At 57.1% G+C, this 23,343-nt stretch carries 25 protein-coding genes and 3 tRNA genes; 17 read left to right on the top strand and 11 right to left on the bottom strand.

Going from position 1 to position 23,343, the window contains the following annotated elements; genetic code table 11:
* Nucleotides 1–33 precede the first annotated feature (33 nt).
* From pal to nadA, 5 genes are all read left to right on the top strand, one after another.
* Entirely contained in the window at nucleotides 34–606 is a 573-nt protein-coding gene (gene pal, locus ACO06L_RS04770; RefSeq protein WP_202347518.1) for a peptidoglycan-associated lipoprotein Pal, read from the top strand.
* A gap of 16 nt (nucleotides 607–622) precedes the next feature.
* The gene (gene ybgF, locus ACO06L_RS04765) at nucleotides 623–1,360 is read left to right on the top strand and encodes a tol-pal system protein YbgF (RefSeq protein WP_064230138.1); all 738 of its coding nucleotides are present in this window, start codon (nucleotides 623–625) and stop codon (nucleotides 1,358–1,360) included.
* Between the two features lie 94 nt (nucleotides 1,361–1,454).
* Nucleotides 1,455–1,530, top strand: a tRNA-Lys gene (locus tag ACO06L_RS04760).
* Between the two features lie 68 nt (nucleotides 1,531–1,598).
* Nucleotides 1,599–1,674: transfer RNA gene (locus ACO06L_RS04755), tRNA-Lys, on the top strand.
* A 190-nt stretch (nucleotides 1,675–1,864) separates the two neighbouring features.
* Nucleotides 1,865–2,926 (top strand): quinolinate synthase NadA, encoded by a 1,062-nt coding sequence (gene nadA, locus ACO06L_RS04750; RefSeq protein ID WP_202347519.1) that lies wholly within the window; start codon nucleotides 1,865–1,867, stop codon nucleotides 2,924–2,926.
* Here nadA and ACO06L_RS04745 read toward each other — a convergent pair whose 3' ends face one another.
* A complete protein-coding gene (locus tag ACO06L_RS04745; RefSeq protein ID WP_064228317.1) occupies nucleotides 2,927–4,399 on the bottom strand; it encodes a M48 family metalloprotease in 1,473 nt (490 codons plus the stop codon).
* A gap of 165 nt (nucleotides 4,400–4,564) precedes the next feature.
* Here ACO06L_RS04745 and ACO06L_RS04740 point away from each other — a divergent pair, with 165 nt between their 5' ends.
* Nucleotides 4,565–4,792 (top strand): sulfurtransferase TusA family protein, encoded by a 228-nt coding sequence (locus ACO06L_RS04740; protein ID WP_202347520.1) that lies wholly within the window; start codon nucleotides 4,565–4,567, stop codon nucleotides 4,790–4,792.
* Between the two features lie 16 nt (nucleotides 4,793–4,808).
* Nucleotides 4,809–5,888: an AI-2E family transporter gene (locus ACO06L_RS04735; RefSeq protein ID WP_064228319.1), complete on the top strand. Its 1,080-nt coding sequence runs from the start codon at nucleotides 4,809–4,811 to the stop codon at nucleotides 5,886–5,888.
* Nucleotides 5,889–5,895: 7 nt separating this feature from the next.
* On the opposite strand, the gene ACO06L_RS04730 is transcribed toward ACO06L_RS04735, so the two are convergent.
* Nucleotides 5,896–6,363 (bottom strand): peroxiredoxin, encoded by a 468-nt coding sequence (locus tag ACO06L_RS04730; protein WP_202347521.1) that lies wholly within the window; start codon nucleotides 6,361–6,363, stop codon nucleotides 5,896–5,898.
* Nucleotides 6,364–6,437: 74 nt separating this feature from the next.
* Between ACO06L_RS04730 and dapA the strand changes: the two genes are divergently transcribed.
* The 6 genes from dapA to ACO06L_RS04700 all read left to right on the top strand — a co-directional run bounded on the left by dapA (nucleotide 6,438) and on the right by ACO06L_RS04700 (nucleotide 11,613).
* Entirely contained in the window at nucleotides 6,438–7,316 is an 879-nt protein-coding gene (gene dapA / locus ACO06L_RS04725) for a 4-hydroxy-tetrahydrodipicolinate synthase (protein WP_064228321.1), read from the top strand.
* Nucleotides 7,317–7,351: 35 nt separating this feature from the next.
* On the top strand, nucleotides 7,352–8,449 hold the full coding sequence (gene bamC / locus ACO06L_RS04720; RefSeq protein ID WP_064228322.1) for an outer membrane protein assembly factor BamC: 1,098 nt from the start codon (nucleotides 7,352–7,354) through the stop codon (nucleotides 8,447–8,449).
* A gap of 45 nt (nucleotides 8,450–8,494) precedes the next feature.
* Nucleotides 8,495–9,208 (top strand): phosphoribosylaminoimidazolesuccinocarboxamide synthase, encoded by a 714-nt coding sequence (purC, locus tag ACO06L_RS04715; protein WP_064228323.1) that lies wholly within the window; start codon nucleotides 8,495–8,497, stop codon nucleotides 9,206–9,208.
* Between the two features lie 30 nt (nucleotides 9,209–9,238).
* The gene (locus ACO06L_RS04710; RefSeq protein WP_202347522.1) at nucleotides 9,239–9,970 is read left to right on the top strand and encodes a TIGR04219 family outer membrane beta-barrel protein; all 732 of its coding nucleotides are present in this window, start codon (nucleotides 9,239–9,241) and stop codon (nucleotides 9,968–9,970) included.
* Nucleotides 9,971–9,998: 28 nt separating this feature from the next.
* On the top strand, nucleotides 9,999–11,006 hold the full coding sequence (locus ACO06L_RS04705) for an NAD-dependent epimerase (protein WP_064228325.1): 1,008 nt from the start codon (nucleotides 9,999–10,001) through the stop codon (nucleotides 11,004–11,006).
* A gap of 61 nt (nucleotides 11,007–11,067) precedes the next feature.
* On the top strand, nucleotides 11,068–11,613 hold the full coding sequence (locus tag ACO06L_RS04700; RefSeq protein ID WP_082905047.1) for a lipocalin family protein: 546 nt from the start codon (nucleotides 11,068–11,070) through the stop codon (nucleotides 11,611–11,613).
* A gap of 10 nt (nucleotides 11,614–11,623) precedes the next feature.
* Here the strand turns inward: ACO06L_RS04700 and ACO06L_RS04695 are convergent, their stop codons facing one another.
* From ACO06L_RS04695 to ACO06L_RS04660, 8 genes are all read right to left on the bottom strand, one after another.
* Entirely contained in the window at nucleotides 11,624–12,265 is a 642-nt protein-coding gene (locus ACO06L_RS04695; RefSeq protein WP_064228326.1) for an RES family NAD+ phosphorylase, read from the bottom strand.
* Nucleotides 12,266–12,292: 27 nt separating this feature from the next.
* Entirely contained in the window at nucleotides 12,293–12,739 is a 447-nt protein-coding gene (locus ACO06L_RS04690) for an antitoxin Xre-like helix-turn-helix domain-containing protein (RefSeq protein ID WP_064228327.1), read from the bottom strand.
* A 252-nt stretch (nucleotides 12,740–12,991) separates the two neighbouring features.
* Nucleotides 12,992–13,068: transfer RNA gene (locus ACO06L_RS04685), tRNA-Val, on the bottom strand.
* A gap of 55 nt (nucleotides 13,069–13,123) precedes the next feature.
* A complete protein-coding gene (locus ACO06L_RS04680) occupies nucleotides 13,124–14,074 on the bottom strand; it encodes a DMT family transporter (RefSeq protein ID WP_064228328.1) in 951 nt (316 codons plus the stop codon).
* Between the two features lie 145 nt (nucleotides 14,075–14,219).
* Nucleotides 14,220–15,308, bottom strand: a complete 1,089-nt coding sequence (locus ACO06L_RS04675; protein ID WP_064228329.1) for a hypothetical protein — start codon at nucleotides 15,306–15,308, stop codon at nucleotides 14,220–14,222.
* Between the two features lie 102 nt (nucleotides 15,309–15,410).
* Complete coding sequence (locus ACO06L_RS04670; protein WP_064228330.1) at nucleotides 15,411–16,481, bottom strand: hypothetical protein; 1,071 nt, start codon at nucleotides 16,479–16,481, stop codon at nucleotides 15,411–15,413.
* Nucleotides 16,482–16,626: 145 nt separating this feature from the next.
* Nucleotides 16,627–17,244 (bottom strand): YceI family protein, encoded by a 618-nt coding sequence (locus ACO06L_RS04665; RefSeq protein ID WP_138103102.1) that lies wholly within the window; start codon nucleotides 17,242–17,244, stop codon nucleotides 16,627–16,629.
* Nucleotides 17,231–17,965 (bottom strand): CDP-alcohol phosphatidyltransferase family protein, encoded by a 735-nt coding sequence (locus ACO06L_RS04660; protein WP_064228331.1) that lies wholly within the window; start codon nucleotides 17,963–17,965, stop codon nucleotides 17,231–17,233. The genes ACO06L_RS04665 and ACO06L_RS04660 overlap by 14 nt, the downstream gene beginning before the upstream one ends.
* A gap of 214 nt (nucleotides 17,966–18,179) precedes the next feature.
* On the opposite strand from ACO06L_RS04660, the gene ACO06L_RS04655 reads away from it, so the two are divergent.
* Genes ACO06L_RS04655 through ACO06L_RS04640 form a run of 4 tightly spaced genes read left to right on the top strand, consistent with a single transcriptional unit; the run spans nucleotide 18,180 to nucleotide 22,456 of the window.
* Nucleotides 18,180–19,187, top strand: coding sequence for a zinc-dependent alcohol dehydrogenase (locus ACO06L_RS04655; RefSeq protein WP_202347545.1), 1,008 nt, complete (start codon nucleotides 18,180–18,182; stop codon nucleotides 19,185–19,187).
* Nucleotides 19,188–19,216: 29 nt separating this feature from the next.
* Nucleotides 19,217–19,615 carry a 6-pyruvoyl trahydropterin synthase family protein gene (locus ACO06L_RS04650; protein WP_064228332.1) on the top strand — a complete coding sequence of 133 codons (399 nt, stop codon included), beginning with the start codon at nucleotides 19,217–19,219 and terminating at the stop codon, nucleotides 19,613–19,615.
* On the top strand, nucleotides 19,602–21,542 hold the full coding sequence (locus tag ACO06L_RS04645; RefSeq protein WP_202347523.1) for a glycosyltransferase: 1,941 nt from the start codon (nucleotides 19,602–19,604) through the stop codon (nucleotides 21,540–21,542). Before ACO06L_RS04650 ends, ACO06L_RS04645 begins: the two co-directional genes overlap by 14 nt.
* On the top strand, nucleotides 21,539–22,456 hold the full coding sequence (locus ACO06L_RS04640) for a lysylphosphatidylglycerol synthase transmembrane domain-containing protein (RefSeq protein ID WP_202347524.1): 918 nt from the start codon (nucleotides 21,539–21,541) through the stop codon (nucleotides 22,454–22,456). Before ACO06L_RS04645 ends, ACO06L_RS04640 begins: the two co-directional genes overlap by 4 nt.
* On the opposite strand, the gene ACO06L_RS04635 is transcribed toward ACO06L_RS04640, so the two are convergent.
* On the bottom strand, nucleotides 22,453–23,334 hold the full coding sequence (locus tag ACO06L_RS04635; protein ID WP_202347525.1) for a RibD family protein: 882 nt from the start codon (nucleotides 23,332–23,334) through the stop codon (nucleotides 22,453–22,455). The two genes, ACO06L_RS04640 and ACO06L_RS04635, sit on opposite strands and share 4 nt — an antisense overlap.
* Nucleotides 23,335–23,343: the final 9 nt, after the last annotated feature.

The following is a 23,343-nucleotide window of genomic DNA, read 5'->3' as shown; positions in this document are numbered from 1 at the left end:
TTAATAATGTTACTCAACTGAAAGGAAGAAAATATGATTTTCTCGGCTCAATCAAAAGCGTTCGCACTGTTGCTGTCCGTTGGCCTGGTAGCGGGCTGTAGCTCCACCGGTGGCACCTCAGAAGACGGTGGTGAGTTCGGCTCTGACGTTTCTGCGGTAGATCAGGAAGGCGGTTCCACCGTTTACGGCGGTGATGATCAGGGTGGTGTTTCTTCTTCAGCCATGACCGAAGAAGAGCGCATGGCCGCGCGGGAGCAGGCGGAGCAGCAGGCTCTCCGTGAAATTACCGTGTTCTACTTTGATTTCGACACTGCCGAAATCAAGCAGGAAGCCCGCGACGTGCTGGTGGCCCATGCTCGCTTCCTCGCCAACAACCCCGGTCAGAACGTGCGTATCGAAGGTCACGCCGATGAGCGCGGCACCAAGGAATACAACCTGGCTCTGGGTGAGCGTCGTGCCAACGCTGTACAGCGCTTCCTGATCGTCAATGGCGCTTCACGTGGCCAGCTTGAAACCGTAAGCTATGGTGAAGAGAAGCCGGCAGTGATGGGTTCCAGCGAGAGTGCTTGGGCCCAGAACCGTCGTGTGGAACTCGTATTTGAGTAATCACACAGGAAGGACCATGAGAAAAATCCTCATGGCGACAGTGGTGCTCCCGCTTGCCCTTGGGCATGCGGGAGTTACTCTGGCGCAATCAGCTCAGGACACTCAGCGCAACGCCAATAATAGCCAGGCGACAGCTGAGCTGTTCTACATGATCCAGCAGCTTCAGGGTGAAGTCAGGCGGCTCCAGGGCGAAGTCGAGGAGCAGAGGCACCTGATCAACCGCCTGCAGCAGCAGGGGCGTGACCGCTATATCGATCTGGATCAGCGTATTCTGGATCTCTCGGAGAAGGTGGCTTCTCAACCCGCGCCCGAGGCCAGTACAGCCAGTAATTCCACAGCTTCGGGGTCAGCACCGGCAGCAAGGGAATATCGTCAGCCGGATGCGGAGGAGCGAAAGGCTTACGAACAGATTCAGGATCTGATCCGTAACCAGAAAAAATACGATGAGGCCATCAGCCGGATATACGAGTTTATCGATGAGTATCCAGAGGGTGATCTGACTGTTAACGCCTACTACTGGCTGGGTGAGGTGTATCTCGTCAAGCCGCAGCTGGAGCAGGCAAAGCAGGCGTTCACCATTGTTGCCACCCGCTTTTCAGACCACCGTAAAGCGCCGGATGCCGTCTACAAGCTGGGTGTGACCCACGATCGTCTGGGTGAAAAGGATCAGGCACGGCGCACTATGCAAACCGTGATTGAGGATTACCCATCCAGCAGCGCTGCGGACCTGGCCCGGAAGTTCCTGGAGTCCTAGAACGGCTGATTGTCGGGCGTGGCAAAAATGTTGAGAAACCTGAAAAAAAGGGGTTGATCAGCGGCCAAAAATCATTACTATATGCGCCTCGTTTGGGTCGTTAGCTCAGTTGGTAGAGCAGTTGGCTTTTAACCAATTGGTCGAAGGTTCGAATCCTTCACGACCCACCAAACACGAAATGCCGGGTGGGCTGAGTCATTCGGTATGGATTGAAGTCGCGGCTTCAGTCAGCAGTTCAGGGTCGTTAGCTCAGTTGGTAGAGCAGTTGGCTTTTAACCAATTGGTCGAAGGTTCGAATCCTTCACGACCCACCAAATAACAGAAACCTGCGGGTTTTTGTGAAAAAAGAGCCTCCGGGCTCTTTTTTTTTGCGTATACGTTCCTACCTAGGTAAACAGGTAACAGAAAACGAAATCACAACTTTGTGATAGCACTGTTTCAGAAACATGAAGGCCGGGCATGAATGCTATAATCCCCCGGTTAACGCAACACAGAGACGCAGTAATGACATACGCCGAAGACCGTATCCTTGTTCAAGAACACCTGGCACATGCCGCCGAGCCGAAGCCGCTCAGCGAGGACGAAAAGTCCGAGCTGGAAGCTCGTATCAAGTCGGCCCTGCAGGATCAGGATGCGGTACTTGTAGCCCATTACTACACCGATCCTGATATTCAGCGCCTTGCCGAGGAAACCGGTGGCTGTGTTGCGGATTCCCTGGAGATGGCCAGGTTTGGTAACCAGCACCCGGCTTCGACCGTCGTGGTTGCCGGCGTGCGGTTTATGGGTGAAACGGCGAAGATCCTGAACCCGGAAAAGCGTGTTCTGATGCCAACCCTTGAGGCAACCTGCTCCCTGGATGTGGGTTGTCCTGCCGATGAATTCGCCGAGTTTTGCGATCAGCACCCGGACCGCACGGTTGTGGTCTACGCCAACACATCTGCGGCCGTGAAGGCGAGGGCGGACTGGGTGGTTACCTCAAGTTGTGCCCAGGCGATTGTTGAGGATCTGGATGCCCGCGGCGAAAAAATTCTCTGGGCCCCGGACAAGCACCTGGGTCACTACGTTCAGAAAACCACAGGCGCAGATATGCTGCTCTGGGATGGTTCCTGCATCGTCCATGAGGAGTTCAAGTACCGTGGGCTGGAGGATCTGAAAGCGCTCTATCCCGACGCGGCTGTGCTGGTGCATCCGGAATCGCCCGATGCGGTGGTTGAAATGGCAGACGTTGTGGGCTCGACCTCGCAGCTGATTCACGCTGTTCAGACATTGCCCAATGAAAAGTTCATTGTTGCCACCGACAACGGCATCTTCTACAAGATGCAGCAGCTGGCTCCAAACAAAACGCTGATCGAGGCGCCCACTGCAGGTAATGGCGCTACTTGTCGTAGCTGCGCCCATTGCCCCTGGATGGCCATGAACGGCCTTCAGAATCTGCTTCAGGTGCTGGAGCAGGGCGATCAGGAAGTCCTCGTGGATTCAGAGCTGAGAGAGAAAGCACTGCAGCCTTTGCAGCGTATGCTGGATTTTACAGCCAACATGAATCTCGAGGCTGCCGGTAACGCCTGATCAGCTGTTGGCCCGCGCGTGCAGGCGACTGGTAATTTCCGCCAGTCGCTCGGTCACAATCTGTCGTTGCGGCGCGCCCGCGGGTAACTTCTCCTGCGCCTGCCTGAGCTGACGCTGGGCAGATTCCAGATCGCCCATCAATACGTCGTACTCTGCCCGGGCGCGATGCACGCCGACAATGTTCCTTGCCATACCCTCGGCCTCGGCCAGTTTCAGCCAGAGGTGTTCCTGCCCCGGAAACTGACGGGTCAGCTGTTTCAGGTATTCAGCCGCTGCGGCACCATTGCCGTCTGCTATTTCGGTGCGAGCCAGGGTGTGGATGATCGGATAATTCCCCGGATTCCTCGCCAGTGCGTCTTTCAGAACATCCCGTGCCTCGCCCATACGATTTTGCGCCAGCCTGACTTCCGCCAGCGTCACCTGAAATGTGATTCGCCCGGGGTTCCTGGTCAGCAGGTCGTTCAAAATGTCCACGGCTTTGTCGTATTGCCTGTTCTCGAGGTAGGCCACGGACAATCCATATCGGATAGCGTCGTTTCTCTGGGCATCCGGGCTTTCCAGATAGGCCTCGAAGGTTTCCACGGCAACATCAGGCGAAGGTGCGTAGTGCACCTGAAGGCGGCTGCGCATCAGGTGGTATTCCTGGCCGTCCCGGATGTTCTCGTCCGGATACTGTTCGGCACGGCTGCGGGTGTCGGCAACACGGCTCTGGGTTAAGGGGTGCGTTGACAGATACTCGGGCAGGCGATTTCCCTGCATTCGATTCTGGCGCATCATGATTTCGAACATTTCCGGCATGCCACGAGGATCCATGCCTGCACTGGCCAGAATGTCGAGCCCGACCCGGTCGGCTTCCTGTTCATGAGCCCGGCTATACGCCAGCATGTTCTGGGCCGCCAAAGCCTGGGTTCCTGCAATGGCAGCAAAACCAATATCCGACTGGGTGACCGCCGACAACACAATGCCGGCAATCATGCCTGCAAGTGTAAGCGGAGCGCTGGTTTCCTGTTGTTCCATGCGCCGGGCAAAATGCCGCTGGCTAAGATGGGCAAGCTCGTGGGCCAGGACGGAAGCAAACTGTTGCTCTGTTGCAGCATTGAGGAACAGGCCGCCGTTGACGCCGACAATACCGCCGGGCACTGCGAATGCGTTGATGGCGGGGCTATCAATCAGCGCGAGGGTCAGGTCCCGGTCCTGAAGCGGAGCCGAGGGAACCAGTCGATAGGTGATGGCGCTCAAATAGTCATAAACGAGGGGGTCGCTGATCCTGGGTGCCGATCGGCGGATAGACACCATGACCTGCTGGCCGATATCCGATTCCTGCTGGCCCGCGATCAGGCCTCCGCCACTGCCACCAATGCTCGGTAGCCTGCTTTCCTGGGCGTGGCCGGTCAGGGCAACGAGCAGCAGTGCCAGCAGGGCGGTGACGGCCAGTGACGGTAGCGTTCGGGTTCGGGGTTGGTTAACAATCATGTAGTGCCGGGTGCCTGTGGTCTGAGTCGCCGGTTTGACAGCGGTTTACGATAAAAAGTTCTGATCCCCTGCTTGAAGAGGATTGTGATGCAATACATTATCACTGTCGGCATAATGCCCGCTTGTTAAATCCGCTTATAATTTTTGCGAGAGTGTATCGCTAGTATGGTTGATCGAACGCTTGATGCCTCCGGGTTACGCTGCCCCATGCCTCTGCTGAAGACCAAATTGGAACTGAACAGCATGGCGCCGGGCGAAGAACTTGAGGTCATTGCCACGGATGCCGGTTCGGCCCGCGATATCCCGGCCTTCCTGCAGTTGTCCGATCACAAGTTGATGAGCAGTTCTGAGTCCGCCGGGCAGTACCGGTTTGTGATAAAGTGCGGCGGTTAAGGATTCGGAGCTGTAAATGATCAGTACACTACGCGGTCTCGCCCACAAATATTTCTCGGATGAAGAAGCCGTCATCCTGTTCCTTATTCTGGTAACGGGAACCATCTTCGTTATCTGGTTTGGTGCGATGCTTGCGCCGGCCATTGCCTCTCTGATCATAGCCTTTATTCTGCAGGGCCTGGTGACCAAGCTCAACAAACTGGGTGTGCCGGAGACGGTATCGATCATTGGTGTATTCCTGGTGTTCCTCGGTGTGCTCGTGGGCTTTCTGTTCGGCCTTTTACCGTTAATCTGGACCCAGTTGAGTAACCTCGCCGGTGAGGCACCGCGCATCATCCGCGAGCTGCAATCCTATCTTGAGCTGCTGCCGCAGCAGTACCCGCACCTGATCTCCGGCGAGGCTGTCAGCACGGTCTATAGCCAGGTGAGTACCGAAGTGGGACATATGACCCAATGGCTGGTGTCTTTCTCGCTGTCCAGCATTCCAGATCTCGTGGCATTGCTTATCTATATGGTGCTGGTGCCCATCCTGGTGTTTTTCTTTCTCAAGGATCGGGAAGTTCTTCTTAGCTCCATTGCCAGGTTGCTGCCGCCCCAGCGCCCGATGATGCTGCAGATCTGGCACGAGGTGAACCTTCAGTGCGCCAACTATGTCCGCGGCAAGGCGGTGGAGATACTGATCGTGGGCGGCGCCACCTACATTGCCTTCAAACTGCTGGGCATGCCCTATGCGGCACTGCTCTCTCTGCTGGTTGGGCTAAGCGTGGTTATTCCCTATATCGGTGCCGCTGTTGTTACCATCCCCGTTGCGGTGATTGCCCTGTTCGCCTTCGGTTGGGGTAGCCAGTTCATCTGGGTGATGGTGGCCTACGGTGTTATCCAGGCGCTGGATGGCAACGTACTGGTGCCGATTCTGTTCTCGGAGGTCAACAATCTGCACCCGGTGGCAATTATCGTTGCAGTATTGTTCTTCGGGGGCATCTGGGGCTTGTGGGGTGTTTTCTTTGCCATTCCGCTGGCAACCATGCTCAAGGCTGTGTTTGCCGCCTGGCCGGTAAAGGAGTCTGCGCCGCTGACCGAGACCAGCGACGCCTGAAAGGCGCCTAAAGCGCCTTTACAGCTTCCAGGACCTCGTCCGCGTGGCCTTTGACTTTTACGCCACGCCATTCAGCTCTCAGAGCTCCGTCCTTATCGATCAGGAAGGTGCTGCGATCGACGCCCATGTACTCCTTGCCGTAGAGCTTTTTCAGCTTGATCACGTCAAAAAGGTTGCAGAGGGCTTCGTCCTTGTCTGAAATCAGGTGGAAGGGAAACTCATGCTTGGCGCGGAAGTTCTCATGGGCTTTCAGGCCGTCTCTTGATACCCCGAGAACAACCGTATCCAGTTCTTCAAACTGCTTCATTCGGTCCCGGAAGTCCTGGCCTTCGGTGGTGCAGCCGGGTGTGTTGTCTTTCGGGTAGAAATAAATCACCACATTCTGGCCTTTAAGATCGTCCAGTCGAATGGTCTGGTCTCCGGTTGCCGGAGCTTCAAAATCCGGAACGGGTTTGTTTAACTCAACTGATGGCATGACATCTCCTTTAATTCCCTTGTGTCAGTTCGTGCCCAACATTACCATATCGGTTTTATTCGGACGGAGCTTTTATGATTACGGGTAGCCTTGTCGCACTGGTCACGCCCATGCATCCAAACGGTGACATTCACTGGGAGGATCTGGACAAGCTGGTAGACTTTCATATTGAAAACGGCACGCACGGCATCGTTGCTGTGGGCACCACCGGCGAATCCGCAACGCTCGACCCGGAAGAGCATTGCCAGACCATTGGCCATATCATCAAACGCGTTAACGGACGTATCCCCGTTATTGCGGGCACGGGCGGTAACAGTACCCGTGAGGCCATTGAATTGACTGCGGAAGCCCACAAGCTTGGCGCCGATGCCTGTCTGCTCGTTGTTCCTTACTACAACAAGCCGACCCAGGAAGGCCTTTATCAGCATTTCAAGGCTATTGCCGAAGCCGTCCCCGGCATGAGCCAGATGCTTTACAACGTGCCGGGTCGAACGGCCTGCGACATGCTGAACGAGACCGTGCTTCGGCTTGCGGATATCCCGAATATCGTGGGAATCAAGGACGCCACCGGCAACATTCCCCGCGGCGCTGAACTGATCGAAGCGTTGAATGGCCGTCTAGCGGTCTACTCGGGTGATGATGCCACTGCAGCGGAGTTGATGCTGGCCGGTGCCAAGGGCAACGTGTCGGTTACTGCCAACGTCGCTCCGAAAGCAATGTCCCAGCTATGCGAAGCGGCTGTAGCAGGAAACCGTGAAGAGACCGAGCGTCTTAACGAACTGCTTATGCCTCTCAACCGGAAGCTGTTCCTCGAGGCGAACCCGATTCCGGTGAAGTGGGCGCTCCATCGCATGGGGATGATTGGGGAAGGCATTCGTCTGCCGCTGACACCGCTCAGCGAAAAATTCCATGGCGAAGTGGAAGATGCCCTCAAGGCCTCAGGTGTACTCTGAGTTTGCTTAAATCATCCCATCCCCGGAGTAACCTGATGCAGGTTCTAAAAGGAACCGGTAGTACCCTGATGTTGAAACCCGTTGTTATGGTATCCGGGCTGCTGCTTCTGGCAGCAGCCTCGGGATGCAGTCTTGTTGAAGATCGTTCCGAACGCTATGTGAATGCGAAGGAAGGGAAGCCACTGGAATTGCCGGCAACCGCTGACGATTCCCGCTTCAGCCAGACCATGCCAATCCGTGATGTCCAGCCGGCCGATGCCAGCAAGATGTATCCGTCCGATATACCGCAGCCGCCGGACATGACCTCGGACATCCTGGATGAAAACTACGTGATCGAAGAGCTCGATGGCCGGCTCTGGCTGTTGGTAAACGACGTGCCTGGAAGAATCTGGCCGGCGGTGAACAGCTACCTTTCCGAGCGCGGTCTGGGTGTTGGCTTCGATAGCCCTCAACTGGGCATCCTGCAGACCGAACTTGCCAACTTCAGCAAGCGGGCCCGGAATCTGGTAGAACTTTCCGATAACCCGTCTGCCGGCGAACAGAAAGTGGTCCTGCAGGTGCGTATGGCCCCCGGCGTTCGACGCAAGACCACCGAAGTGCAGGTGCGCAAACTGGAAGTTCCGGATCAGCCGGAAGAGCTGATCCCCTGGACCGGTGTATCCGATCCTTCGGAGCAGGCGCTGGAATTGCAGAGACGCCTGTTGTCTGACCTGGGCGATTTCCTCAGGGCCCGGGAGGAAACCAAATCCTTTTCCCGCGCTGCATCCGGTATGGTCAGCGATCCCCTTGTCCGCCTGATCTCGGAAAATGATGAGGCGGTCGCGATCCGCATGGAGCTTGATTACGGTCGCTCCTGGGCGGAAGTAAGCCGGGCACTGACAGACTCGGGAATTCCTGTTGTTGATCTTAACCGCAGTGAAGGCTGGTTCCATGTTGACTTCCGCACCGAAGATGAGCGGGATTCGGGCTGGTTCAGCTGGTTCAGCGACAAGGAAGAACCCCAGCATACCCATACAGTGAGCCTTAGCCAGCAGAGCGACGCCATTGTCATCTCTGCCGAGGAGGTTCCGGGCTACACCGGCAGCCGTACTACGCCGGATTTGCTCGCGCAACTATTCGATTACCTATACTGATTCAGGAAGAGGCCGCCCAGGGCGGCCGCTTTTCGGAGAACCCCAATGGAAAAACGCGAAGAACTTTATGCCGGCAAGGCAAAATCCGTCTACCGGACTGACAATCCCGACCGGTTTGTGTTGGAGTTCCGTGACGACACATCCGCCTTTGACGGCGAGAAAAAGGAACAGCTCAATCGCAAGGGCATGGTGAACAACAAGTTCAATGCGTTCATTATGGAAAAACTTGAGGCGGCGGGCGTACCCACACATTTCGAGGGACTGCTGTCGTCCACCGAATCGCTCGTGAAGAAACTGGACATGATTCCAGTTGAATGCGTGGTCCGTAACGTCTCCGCTGGCAGCCTCTGCCGCCGCCTGGGCGTAGAAGAAGGGCAGGAGCTGAATCCGCCAACCTACGAACTGTTCCTGAAGAACGACGCGCTCCACGATCCCATGGTCAACGAATCGCTGGCCGTCAGCTTTGGCTGGGCTGCAGCTGATGAGCTGGAACAGATGAAAGTGCTGACCTACCGTGTAAACGACGTACTCAAGGCCCTGTTTGACGCCGCCGGTATGTTGCTGGTGGACTACAAGCTGGAGTTTGGTCGCAGTGAAGGGAAGATCGTCCTGGGCGACGAATTCAGCCCGGACGGTTGCCGCATCTGGGACAAGGAAACCCGCAAGAAGATGGATAAGGATCGCTTCCGTCAGGGCCTCGGCGAGGTCATTGAGACTTACGAGGAAGTCGGGCGCCGGTTGGGAATCCAGTTCGACTGATCGAAACAGACAACAAATAGAAGGTGTGTCATGCGTAAACTGATGCTTGCTGTAGGTGGTTCATTGATCCTCGTGGCGCCTCTGTCACAGGCAGACGTGGTTGGTCTGGGTGCCAGCGTGAGTTACTGGGATTCCGATCTTTCCGGTAAGGCTGCCACCAACAACGATGTTGTGGATGTCGAGAACGATCTGAATCTCGATAGCGATACCAACGCCAATGCCTCCCTGTACCTTGAGCATCCGGTGCCGCTGTTGCCCAATGTTCGGTTGAACTACACTTTGGTTGAACAGAGTGGTCGAGGCGATGTAGGTCTCGCTGGCTTCGACGGCGTTACTGGTGAGGTCCAGTCCGATTTGGATCTGGAACAGCTGGATCTGACCCTTTATTACGAAGTGCTTGATAACTGGGTAAACCTTGATCTTGGCCTGACCGCACGCGATTTTTCAGGTGAGCTGATTGTTAAAGAGGCGTTTACCGGCGTTCCTTCGAGCCAAACGAAGGTCGACGCTGTTATCCCCATGGCCTACCTGGCAGCGCGTTTCGATCTGCCGTTAACCGGCCTGTCTGTGGGGGCAGAAGGTAATTTCATCAGCTTCGACGGCGACTCGCTGCACGATTTCAACGCCTACGGTCAGTACGAAATCTCATTGATCCAGTTCCGTGCGGGCTATCGTCAGATGTCCATTGATTACGAAGATGACAATGATCGCCTCGATGTCGAGATTGGTGGCCCGTTCGTGAGTGCAGGCGTTTCGTTCTAAGGATGGCATTCCTTTCAAGGAGAGACACTTGAAGATTCTTGTGACTGGTACGGCCGGGTTTATCGGTTCTCATCTGGCGCATCGCCTGCTCGACAGGGGAGATGAAGTTATTGGCGTGGATAACGTCAATGACTACTACGATGTGAATCTGAAGGAAGCCCGGCTGCAGCGCCTGGTTGGCAAGGCGGGCTTCACCGAGGTTCGTGAGGATGTGGCAGACCGAACCGCCATGGAAGCGCTTTTTTCTGAGCACAAGCCAGAAAGGGTGGTGCATCTGGCAGCCCAGGCAGGTGTGCGGTATTCGATCGAGAATCCGCACGCCTACGTGGATGCCAACCTTGTTGGCTTCATGAACATCCTTGAAGGGTGTCGGCATAACAAGGTGAAACACCTCGTATATGCCTCCAGCAGCTCAGTATATGGCGCCAACGAGACCATGCCTTTCTCGGTGCACGACAACGTGGATCATCCTCTGAGTCTCTACGCGGCCTCCAAGAAGGCGAATGAGCTCATGGCCCACACCTATAGCCATCTGTACAACCTGCCAACCACAGGCCTGCGGTTTTTCACCGTCTATGGTCCATGGGGCCGGCCGGATATGGCACTGTTTATCTTTACCAAAAAGATACTCGCCGGCGAGCCCATCGACGTCTTTAACCATGGCCACCACCGCCGGGATTTCACCTACATCGACGACATCGTGGAAGGCGTGATCCGGACCCTGGATCATGTTGCCGAGCCCAACGATCAATGGAGTGGTGCAACCCCGGACCCTGGCACCAGCAAGGCTCCATACCGTTTGTACAACATTGGCAGCAATAACCCGGTTGAGCTGTCCCGGTTTATCGAGATTATCGAGGAGCGGGTCGGCAAGAAAGCGGAGAAAAAACTGCTTCCGTTGCAGCCGGGAGACGTGCCCGCCACCTATGCCAATGTCGATGATCTGATCGACGACGTAGGCTACAAGCCGGCGACTCCCGTCGAGGAGGGGATTGCCAGGTTTGTTGACTGGTATCGGGACTTCTACAACGTTTAAAACAAGGGCCAGAAACTGCTGGCCCTTGTTGTATCTGTTACTCGAAAATGGAGCCTTAGCGATGATGGCAGCGTTAAGAAGATGGTTCCTGATAGTCGGGCTTATGGGTCTGGCCAGCTGCACCAGCCTTCCGGAAGGCATTGAGCCAGTCTCTGGTTTTGATAGTGACCGCTACCTGGGTACTTGGTACGAAATCGCCCGCCTGGACCATTCATTCGAGCGCGGCCTCACCAATGTTCGTGCCGAGTACAGCCTTAACGACGACGGCAGCATCAAGGTCATCAACCGCGGCTATAACGCCGAAGAAGAGCAATGGGAGGAAGCTGACGGCCGCGCCGTATTTGTCGAAGACGAAAACACAGGCCATCTGAAGGTGTCCTTCTTCGGGCCCTTTTACGCCTCTTACGTGGTGTTCGAACTCGACAAAGACGAGTATTCGTATGCCTATGTGACCGGTTACGACCGTGACTATCTCTGGTTTCTCTCACGCACGCCGGAAGTCAGCGAAGAGGCGATTAAGGCGTTCAGGGATCGGGCCAGGGCGGAAGGATTCGATCTGGAAGAATTGATCCTGGTAGGGCAGGAAAAGAACCTCGAGGAGCCCTAGGGCTAACCGCCTAAAGCGGTCTGAACTCCTCAAGCCGGGCGTACTTGGTAAATCGTTGGCCATCCCAGTAGAGCGTATAGTGGCCAGCCTGAACAACGGGTGTCGTTGCCGGTGGTCGGAACAGGGCAATGGCTTCTCCCCCCGGGTTGCGGACCGAGTTATAAAGAACCCCGAATTCACCAGCATTCAGAAGATCCGCGGCGACCTTCTGCCCGGTTTCATAGTTGGTTTCATGCATGTATTGGTGCTGGTTCCGAAGGTCCACCAGTGGTTTAGCCACGTGGCCACTGTAGCAACGGACCACTGCTGAAAAATCGTTGCCAACACCAAAGCCCCGCCACACATTGCCTGCATGGTAGACCCATTCCCGGAGTGCCGTTTCAACAGAATCGCCCGCATAGTAAGCCCCACGGTTTCTGGTATTGAAACGCCCCTCAGCGGGGTAGCAGAAGGACGCCATGACGGGGCTCCAGCCGGGGCCGGCCCGAAAGTCTGCTTTATCGACGTAACGGGGCCAATGCGCAATACGGTCGCTGGTGGCGGACTCCAGCTCGGCAAGAATCATGGAGTCGGGGCTTTCAAAGCAGTCGATCGGAGGGTGCTTGCTATGGATGACCCGGTGATGCTTCCATTCAGGCTTTACACGATTCAACCCATACTCCCTGTCGTTTTGATATTCTCATCCGCGCATCGCGTCAAGGTTCCGGCGAACGTAATAGAGCGCATCCATGGACCCTTGCTTAAGCAGGTAGTCGCGGATCGATGTTCCCTGCAGACCCATAAGCTCGATTGGTGTCTGGAACCACTCATACGCCAGTTGCTCATGTCCGGCCGGGGTAAGCAGTGTCAGGGCCTTGTGAATGCCCAGGAGCAGGCTAATTCGATCCATGGTATCCCGTGAGACTTCCACTTCATCTCCACGATTGGCCCGCTGCTGCCAATCTGTAAGCGTCCTGCGGCGAATGCCACCAAGAAGGATTCCCAGTTGATCCATAGTCAGCCCCCAGTGCTCCCTGTGTTCGAATAACCAGCGAAGTCCTGCTGTGCTATGGGTAGCTGTCAGTACGCGTCCGGAATTGGTGGGCGGGGTAGTGTCCAACGGCTGATGGTGCTTCAAGCCAAGCATGGCTGCCTCTCCTGGCCCTCAATATCTATAGGCCCATTACTGAATAGTTCAGTAAAAGTATAGGCTCCTCCCTGGCTCTGCGCAATATTGCTCGTTAAAAGTTAAGGTGAGCATAAATGCTCGCCGACGTACAGGTGTACTTCTCACTGTACCGGATGACGGGCGCAGGTAACGGAGGCAGCAGGGAAATTGCGGGCACAAAAAAAGCCAGTTCTTACAGCGGATGTAAGTAACTGACTTTCTTCGCAGGAGTGGTAGGACCACCCAGATTCGAACTGGGGACCTCTACCATGTCAAGGTAGCGCTCTAACCAACTGAGCTATGGTCCTGTGTCCTGCAACGGGGACGAAATATACTGATTCAGCCGATGCTGGTCAACCACTTTTATGCGGTTTTCCGGCTCCGGAGTTTTTCCTTGATGACTTTGCTCAGAACCGCCCAGCGGTTGACGATCAGTGCCGCGAAGATCAGACCGCAGCCGGCCAGTTGAATGCTGGTCATGGTCTCGCTAAACCAGCCTGCAGCGAACAGGGCGACCCACACCGGCTCCAGTACCAGAATTACGACGCCATGGCTGTTTGTAGACAGGCTCTGGGCCAGGGTCTGAAGCAGGAAGCGTCCGGCGGTGCCAATGACGGCACTGGCCGCCACCCACCAGACCAGTATTGGCGAAAGGTTATTCAGGGTAGGCAGCCAGGGCTCCATAATCATGGACTCGATCATAGTCAGCATGCCGACCGTGAGCAAAGCAATGGCTGTCAGGGGCAGGGCGGGTACCCGATGCTTTTCCACCGTCTTTCCCAGCCGGTTAATCACCGTTCTCTGGTTAGCTGCGCGGGTATTGAGATTGAAGTACAGGGCGAAGATCGTCGCTGCCATAACAAAGAAAATCTGGCCGGCTTCCGGGCGGAATCCGTTTTCAAGGGATAATAACGCCAGCCCGGCAACCGCAATGGGAATGGCCAACCACGTACTTGGAGGCTGAGCCTCCTTGAACACCAATCGGGCAATGATAGGGACAATCACCACACCCAGGCTGGTCAGGAAAGCGCCTTCGCCCAGGCTGGTGCCATGAACCAGGCCCATCACCCAGCAGGTCATGGCGGTGCCGAATACCAGGCCCACACCCACACTTCGACGAAGCTGATCCACGCTTAACCTCATCAGCGAGCGGCGGGCGAAAAAGGCGAGCACCGTGCCGGCAATCAGAAACCGCGCAGCCATGAACATCAGCGGAGGCATCAGCAGCACTGCTTCTTTGGAGAACATCCAGCTGATGGCCGCAAACAGCGTGACAACAATCAGGAGCAGATCGGATTTGTGGGTGTCAGACATCGGATATGGCTTGCCGGCAGTGGGTGAATCAAACGGGGAAGCGAACCAATGTATAGTTTGCGAACTAAAAAGAAAAGATGGGTAGAATTACCGAGGCAAGAAGTGGCTCTTCCCTGAGCCTTTCGTTTACATGGTCCGGATGGGTCTAGTTATTCAGAGTTGTGTACACCAGATTGGACATATCCGTCTGGTCCGAGCCGGGAACCTCAATGTACCGGTCACCGGAACCCCACCACTGCCACCAGGCGCGCTTGTTGTAGGTGCGGCTGGCGAAGTCCACCTGCAGACCGTTGAGGGTGGTGTTGTTGACTACCGGTACAGAGATGTTGCCCGTCTCGGAGCCCAGCACACCGCTGTGGGTAACGTCCTCGTTCATCAGCACCGGGTAGTGGTTGTAGTACAGAGCGCCCGGGCCATTCTGGCTCGTTACCTTGCCCGCCAGGCTGATGCTGGAGGAGCAGGAATCAATCCCGGTGGCGGAGGTTGCACCGCAAGCCGAATGGGTGGGCACCACGCCATCGTCGGTGCCGGCGATGAACGGTTTGGTGATACCGCCATAGGAGGAGCCGCCGGCCACGAAGCGCAGCCTGGGGATTGAATTCGGGCTTACCGCCAGGTTGCGAGCTGCGTTGGTCTGCAGGTCATTTACCACGCCCAGCTTGCCGGGCTCCGGCTCTATGCCGGTGAAGGCTTCGACGGCCGCCCTGAGGGGCCAGTTGTACCAGCTGTCGTTGTAGGCAAGACTCAGGGCCAGGTTGGCCAGTTCCGTCCCGCCCCCGGCGCCGGAGTAATCCAGGGCTGCCAGGATCTTCAGGGGTTGAAGGCCCTCGGACTGAAGCCACCGAGCCTGGTTTTCCAGCAGATAGCGGGTAACCAGATCACCGGTGGAGTGGGAGACGACGATGCAGTAGTCATTGCACAGCCCTTGCTGACTGATCTGCCGCATCTGTTCATAGGCCTGCTGGGCAATGCCACCCTCAACACGTCCGTCACTGCCCCAGTCGATACGGGCTTCGGCACGGGAGAGCCAGAAGGTGCGCCAATAGTCCTCACCAGCACTCTTCACTTCCTGAAGGTTGGCGGGAGGATTGGCCAGGTCTTCCTGCTGGAATCCGTGCACCAGTATCACATTGTGCCCGGCCAGCTGGGCCTGGGCGGTGCCGGCAAAGAGGCTGCCGGTGATAGCGACCGCCAGGGCGGTCTTACAGGCACTTCCGATCTTTGTTGTTTTCATAGTTGCTCCGTCTTTGCTGAATTATTGTTGTCAAAAGACGTTTCTCCGCCATTTCTGGCGGTACAGCCCGGCGTCAGCCGGCGCAGAGCTTACGCTCTGCCATCAGAACTTGTCGGCAAGCTGCCGCAGCAGCGCCGCCCGTTGTTCTGATTCGGGGTTCACCGCCGGCGTATCGGTAAGACTGTCGAGGTCCGGCGGTGTGAATGTGTAGCCCTCGTCAGGGCCGAACGCGTAGTTGGTTCTGTCACCTGGCCTGGCGGGGAGTTGGCGAATCTGCAGGTTCTTCAGCTGTAGTTGACCGTCCACGGTCTGGTTCGCCAATACCGTGCCGTGTGCCTTCAGGTTGATGGTGTCCGATGTGCTGTCCAGCCTTTTTTCCATCTGCAGCTGGGCAACCGGACGCTGCCCGACGTAAAGCTGGGCCGAGAGCGCGTAAAAGCCGGGATCTTCCGGTGAGAACCGAACGGGGATAATCAGATTGTTGTTACTGATGCGGGCATCGCCCAGTCCCTCAAAGTCGCCCAGGTAAGGTTCAATGGTCAGCGTTGAGGCATGGCGAACCGGTTTGCCGTCAAGTCGGGCTTCGACGATCAGGCGGTATTCACCCGGTGATTCGTCGGCGGACAGAACGCCCTCGAAGTAACCCGGCGAACCGGCTTCCTGAAGTGTGGTGCTAGCGACTGCATCCCGACTTTCGGGTCGCTCGAGGGTTGCAGAAAGAGAGCGGTCAACCACCTGAGGGCCCTGGATGGCTGCAGCAACAAGGATCTCTTCGCCCTCTGTAAACCGGTACTTTTCAAGCGTGACCGTGAATTGCCCTTTACCCTCCAGTGGCAGGCTGACCGGCTCGTAGTGATTGCCACGATAGGCGCTGGCCTGTTCCGGGCTGAGTGGCACCGACCAGGCAGGAAAACGGGTGGATTTGGCGTACTGGTCGGCAACGCTGGCCAGCATGAAGCCAAGGGCGTTGTCCGATGGAGGCTCGGGTTGCTGTGTGGGGGCGTTGGGCGGTTGCTTTGCCGGCTGTGTGTTCTGAACAGACCCAGATTCGTCTGTGCTGGCCAGCTCGGTGAGCCAACTGAATTGGCGGTGGTTGTCGGCGGAAAGCAGATACCCGGTGCCAACCACACCGGCGGTTACCATTGTGAACAGTAAAGCTGCCTTACCGGGCATGCGGCAGGTCCCTTGTTTGTTGTTGTAGGTCTAAACATAACGGGAATTACGCCGCAGCCCAAAAAACCGGCCTGTTTGTGTAACAGAATGTGTCCGCATTGTGCGCCGGGTCACATTCCAGTTGCCCGGAACACTCAATCAGTAATCAGAGCCAGCCGGACTCCCGAATGGCTTCGAACCCGAAGTGCAGTTTCACTTCATCACCGACCATTTGACCATCAAGGCCATAGGTCATGCCCCATTCACTGCGTTTCAGCGTGGCGGAAGCGCTAATCCCGAGCGTGTATTCCTCGTGGCCGAAGGGGTAAACGTCAGATTTGTTCAGGGTTACATCCAGAACCACGGGCCGGGTCTGGCCCAGCAGCTCCAGATCTCCTGTTACTTTGCCGGTGTTCTCGCCGGTGGTTTCAAAGTCGGTGACGGTGAAGGTGATCTCCGGATGCTCTTCGCTGTCGAGGAAGTCTTCATTTCGAACGTGTTCGTCCCGCTTTTTGTGGTTGGTAAACACGCTGTCACTCTGGAACACCAGTTTGCCGGATTTGAGTTCCCTGGCTTCCTCGTCGTAAACGAACTGGCCTTCGACTTCCCGAAACATGCCCATCACCGGGGCATACCCGATGTGCATGATCTCGAAGAACATCGAGAAGTGCTCGTCATCAACGACAAAGTTTTGCGGCTCGGCCATGGCTGCAGGGCTCAATGCGAGGGCCGCAGGCAGGGCAATGGCAGAGTGGGTAAGGGTTTTCCGGTTAACGAACATCATGGTGATGTCTCCTCTTATAAAGCCAGTGAATATCCACGAAGAACGACCACACCAGCAGCGCAAGGGCGGTTGCAAGGGTGGTGGTGGCAAACAGCGTATTGACTGGCGGCAGTACCGCCACAAGTAGGGTAACGATCTGCCATACGCAAACCGTCTTACGTCTGAAGCTGTCCGGCAGTGGCCCATTCAGCCAATCGGCGAAGTGGCTGGCAGCAACAAAGGCGTAGCGAATAAGGCCAAGGGCCAGCACCCATATGCCCGCCTTGCCCAGTGTCAGAACGGCGATACTGAGCCCGAGGATGAATAGGGCATCCAGCTCCATGTCGAACCGGGCGCCGAAGTCGCTCTCGGATCCTGTCGCTCTGGCAACCTTGCCGTCCACTCCATCCAGAATCAGCGCCAGCAATGCCATCCAGCCATACAGCCAGAGGCTGTCAGTCAGGTGTCCGGAAAATGGGGCCAGGGCCACCAGGACAATCACCAGGCAGCCCCTCAAAAGGGTTGCCCGGTTGGCCCAGCCGAAGTCCCGGGTTTCGGGCCAGGCCCGGATAACCAGGCCACAAACGCCCAGATAAAGTGCGGCTGCCAGCAAATAGAAAAGATCGGGTGGAGCGGTGAGCCAGCCTGTGGCCAGGCATAGCAGGGCGACAAGACCAAACCCCCAGGCGAGGTCCAGCGGCAGGGGAACCTTTTGTGAAGCTGAACTGCCGTTAGAATCCATCACTGAACTCCAGCGTATAGGTTTGCAGGCATCAAACACCCCGGATGCGCTGTACACTGACTATAGTTGATATGTCTGAGTGTGCTTACGAGCATTGACCGCGTTCAGACCTGAAGGTTCAGCCCGGGAAGGGCGACGACAAAAGCCGCTGAGAACACTGCCAAGAAAGGAGCTCCCATTGCAACGCGATCCTGAAGTACAACGCGATCCTGAAGTGCAACGTGCCCCTGACACTCCCAACACCGAGACAATGGCCCGGGCCTGGTGGGTAACCGGCGCCGGAAAAGGCGAGATTCAGGAAACGCCGTTGGCGAATCCCGGGGTTGAAGAGCAAGGAGAGCTGGTCACTGTTCAGTCCCTTTATTCAGGCATCAGCCGGGGTACCGAATCACTGGTTTTTCATGGTCGGGTCCCGAGAAGTGAATACATCGCAATGCGGGCCCCCTTCCAGGCAGGGGATTTTCCGTGGCCGGTGAAATACGGCTACGCCAACGTCGGCAAGGTGACTGAAGGGCCTGCTGAGCTGGTGGGGCAGACCGTGTTTTGCCTGTACCCGCACCAGAATCGCTATCGGGTGCCGGCATCGGCGGTAACGCCTTTGCCGAAAGACCTGCCCGCCGAGCGGGCGATTCTGGCGGCCAATATGGAAACCGCTGTCAACGGCCTCTGGGATGGCGCACCAGCGGTCGGTGACCGGATTGCGGTGGTTGGTCTCGGTGTGGTTGGCCTGCTAGTCGCCTGGCTAGCCAGTCGCATTCCGGGAACCCGTGTCACCGCGATCGACACGAATCCAGAGAGACAGGCCGTCGCCGAGCAGCTGGGGCTTACTTTCAGCAGCGGACCCGGGGCCGACGATCACGATCTGGTAATCCATGCCAGTGGCCACCCATCGGGCCTGGAAACGGCCCTTGGGCTGGCTGGCCAGGAGGCTACCATTGTTGAAATGAGCTGGTACGGGGATCAGCTGGTACCTGCACCATTGGGTGCCGCATTCCATCCGCGGCGTATGACCCTTAAATCCAGCCAGGTGGGCCAGATTGTGCCCTCCCGCGTTCCGCGGTGGGACTATCGCAAACGCCTGGCACTGGCGTTGGAACTGCTCCAGGACGATGCGCTGGATGCGCTGATTACCGGCGAGTGCCGGTTCGATGACCTGCCAAAATCCATGGCACGAATTCTCATTGATGGCCGGGACACTCTCTGCCATCGAGTTGTTTACTGATAATCCAAACTACCCGCTAAGGAGAGACTATGTTCGGCTTGACGGTCCGGGACCATATGATGATTGCCCACAGCTTCAACGGAGAGATCTTTGGCCCTGCCCAGAAGGTCCATGGTGCCACCTATGTGGTGGATGTGACCTTTGAACGTCACCAGCTGGATAAGGACGACCTGGTCGTGGATATTGGCCTGGCCTCTGAGCTTCTCAAGAATATTCTCTCCGAGTTCAACATGCAGAACCTGGACGAGCTGCCGGAACTGCGAGGCCGCAATACCACCACTGAATTCATGGCCAAGCTGGTGTTCGACCGGATGGCGGCGGCCATTCACGGGGGCCGCTTGGGCGAGACGGGTAAAGGAATTGTCAGCCTGAAAGTCACCCTCTCTGAATCCCATATTGCCTGGGCCAGCTACCATGCCGGAATCTGACGCGCCGGAATCCGTCGAGTTTCTGGTGCCGGGCGATCCGCAGCAGAACACTGGCGGTTACCGGTATGTCCGCAAGTTGGTGGAGGCACTTTGCGAGGATGGTTGTATGGCCCGGGTAAGCGGTTTGCCCGGGCAGTTCCCGCGCCCGGACAGGGTCGCCCGCAATGCGATGGATGAGAGGCTTGCGAGCTTCCCCGATGGCACTTGTGTAGTACTCGATGGTCTGGCGATGGGTGGCCTGCCGGAGATCCTCGAAAAGCATTCCCATCGCCTGAATCTTCTTGCCCTTGTGCATCACCCCCTTGCTGACGAGACGGGCATCAGCGAGGCCGACAGGCAGTGGTTCTTTGAGTCTGAAAAATGGGCGCTGGGGTTCGTGAAGGGAGTTATTACCACCAGCCAACACACGGCTTTCCGTCTGGCGGATTACGATGTGCCGACCGAGGCCATTCGCGTAGCTGAGCCGGGTGTGGCCAGAGCCAATAACCCGAAAGCCCGAATTGAGTCTTCTGAAAAAGATGGCCCCCGCATTCTGTGCGTCGCCCATCTGTCACCAAGAAAGGCCCAACATCAACTGGTGGAAGCGCTGGAACACATGAAGGCCCTCCCATGGCATTGCACGCTGGCGGGGTCTGACACTCGTGATCCGGGATACAGCCATCAGGTGCGTCGGGCCATTGCTGAAGCTGGCCTCGAAAACAGGATTCAACTGGTCGGTGAAGTGGACGAGACCGAACTTGCCGATCTCTATGGGCAGGCTGATTTCTTTGTACTGCCGTCGCTCTATGAGGGCTATGGCATGGTGATCGACGAGGCGCTGGCCGAGGGGCTGCCGGTCATCTCTTCCGATGGTGGTGCCCTTGCCAACACGTCTGCGAGGCCGGGAGTGGTTCAGTATTGTGCCGGGGATGTCAGGGCCCTTGAGGCCCGGATCAGGAACTGGCTTGAGCATCCGGACCAACTCGACCATTCCCGAAAACTGGCTGCCAGAGAATCAAGGCGTATCCGCTCATGGGCGGATACCGCTAACGACGTCGGCGAAGCGTTCCGATTTTTTCAGGGTTTGCCTTCCAGCTTGCACCAGCACTCCGAGTTTGCGAGCGATTGGCTGGCAGCGCGGGAGGCGGCAGATCATCGGGCACGTTCCAGAGAGCTGACTGAAGAGTTAAATCAGTGGCTGCTCCTCCATTACGATAGCCTGCCGCCCGAAATTCATTGCCCCGTGCAGATTGTCGATATTGGCACCGGGCGTGGTTCCAATGCGCTGTTCCTCGTGCCTTTTTTACAGGTACCGCAAACCTGGCTGGCTCTGGATCAGGATGCGGCGCTACTGCGTGAGGCCAGACAGCGGGTGGACATACTGGACGTGCCCTTTGAGACGACCACCGTACAGTTGTCACCAGAGAACATGGAGCAACACCTGCCTGCCGAGGTTAGCCTGATCACGGCGTCAGCACTGATTGATCTTGTTTCAGAGCCCTGGCTGAAAACGCTCAGCCACGCGGCGGCGCACAGGAAATCAGCGATGCTCATTGTGCTGAGCTATGCAGGACATTTTGAAGTGTCCCCAGGTCATCCGGATGATGAGCTGCTTCGGAATCTGGTGAACCAGCACCAGCATGGCGACAAGGGCACCGGCGCGGCCCTCGGGCCTGAAGCCCCCATCGTTCTTAGAGACCTGCTCACCCAGGAAGGGTATCGGGTCAAGCTGGCGGAATCCCCCTGGACCCTGAGTAGTGGGGATCAGGCATTGGTGGGGATGCTGATGCAGGGATGGACCGACGCCGCCATCGAACAGTCGCCCACCGACCGTGATCGCCTGAACCGATGGCTGGACACGCGGAACCGTCAGTTGTCCGAGGGCAAACTGACGGTTGTTGTCCGGCATCTGGATCTGCTGGCGCTGCCACCCGGGGAGTTGCCTTGACGGAACTGCGCCAAAGACAGTTGCGACTGGCGGCCCGTTGGCTGTTCACAGTTCTGATCATCGGATTTGTTGTCCGCGCTGTGGATGCCAGCGCGCTCTTCGAAGAGCTTGCCCGTGTTTCTCTCTATGTGCTGTTGCCTGCATTGGCGCTTACGGTTTTCCAGGTGGCACTTTCTGCCTGGCGCTGGCGCTATACCGTGGAACGGCTTGGTCTACCTCTGGCGTACCCTGTTGCGGTTCGGGAGTACTATCTGGCCACTTTCCTGAATCAGGTCCTGCCGGGCGGCGTCCTCGGCGACGTAAACAGGGCCTGGCGCCATGGCAGCGGCGCTGGTGAACGTTTGTCTGCGGTTCACGGGGTGGCCATCGAGCGACTCTCCGGCCAGTTGGTGCTGGGTCTGGTTGTCGCTTTCTCCGTTGGCTGGCTGGTCAGTTCCGGGCATCTCACTTTCGGGCCCTGGGACGGTGGGCAATGGCTGGTTATTGTCGCTGTTGTCGTTGTTCTGGGCGCCTGGATGGCAGTGAAAACCGCAATCGCAAGTTACCTGCAGCGTCTTCGGCATGATCTGTATCTGTCGCTGCTGAATCGCACCGTATTGCCAGTCCAGCTTGGCTCTTCGCTACTGGTGTTGGCGAGCTATCTTGGGGTGTTTCTCTGCCTGGCCTGGGGAGCCGGTTATCTTGATGGCGTGGAATCTGTGGTGGTGACTGCCGGGTTGGGCAGTATTTTGCTGCTTAGCATGGTTATTCCATTGACCGTGGCTGGCTGGGGGATTCGGGAAGGTGCTGCGGCCGTGCTGTGGCCTATGGTTGGGCTGCCGGCAGAGCAGGGGGTGGCGCTTAGCGTAGGGTATGGGGCGTTGGTGCTGGTTTCGAGTTTGCCCGGGGGGGGGTTTTTGTTCACCAGCCGCTAATCCAGCCTCGTGTCGCGGGAAAAATCGAGGTCGAAGAGCATATCGCTGCCGAGGTTCACCAGCTGCGCCCGTGGCCGGAGGGCGTCATCCAGAAAATCGATCTCCGGAAGGGAGAAGGCCGGCCTGCCGCTGCCGATGATCATGGGGGCGACCATTACGTGAAGCCGGTCCAGCAAGCCCGCATTGAGGAACGAGGAGACGGTGACGCCGCCCCCTTCCACGAACACCTTTTTCAAACCAAGATCCGCCAGAACCTGAAGGATGAACTTTGGATCCACGGGCTCCTCGGCGTTCGCATCTCCAAGGCAGGGGATCTCGCTAACGCCGGAATCGATCGAAGGGTTCTTGCTTTTGTCATAGTGGCCCGCCACCAATCGCAGGGTAGGGGCCTCACCGTCGGTAAACAGGTGATGGCTGTCTGGTACGCGGCGGTGACGGTCGATGACAACACGTACCGGATTACGCCCGCTGGTGCGACGCACGGTGAGGCGGGGGTTGTCGGTGGAGGCGGTGCCGGCACCCACGATCACGGCATCCGACACCGCACGAATCCGATGAAGATGGGTAATGCCGTCATCTCCGTTGATGAAACGGGAGCGACCGGTCACCGTTGCGATCCGCCCATCGAGGCTCTGGCCCAGCTGGCCGATGACTTTGGGGTTGCCATCTTCTGGTACAGGCCGACACAGGGGAAGAAACACCGAGAGCAGATCCTTTGCCTCGCCCGTGGCCGGCTGCATCAGGTGCCAGGCGCCGTGGCCATTAAGTTTTACTGCTTCTTTGTCAGTTCCCGGCAATGGCAGTGTCACATTGCTGCGGTTAACTGCGCTAAGCACCAGCTCCCATGCCGAGTCGATATCCAGGGTTCTTGCCGCCATAAATCGCCT

This window comes from Marinobacter sp. (assembly GCF_965229985.1).
Lineage (GTDB): Bacteria > Pseudomonadota > Gammaproteobacteria > Pseudomonadales > Oleiphilaceae > Marinobacter.
The sequence above is the reverse complement of the archived record's forward strand: the minus strand, read 5'-3'. Positions and strand labels throughout refer to the sequence as shown.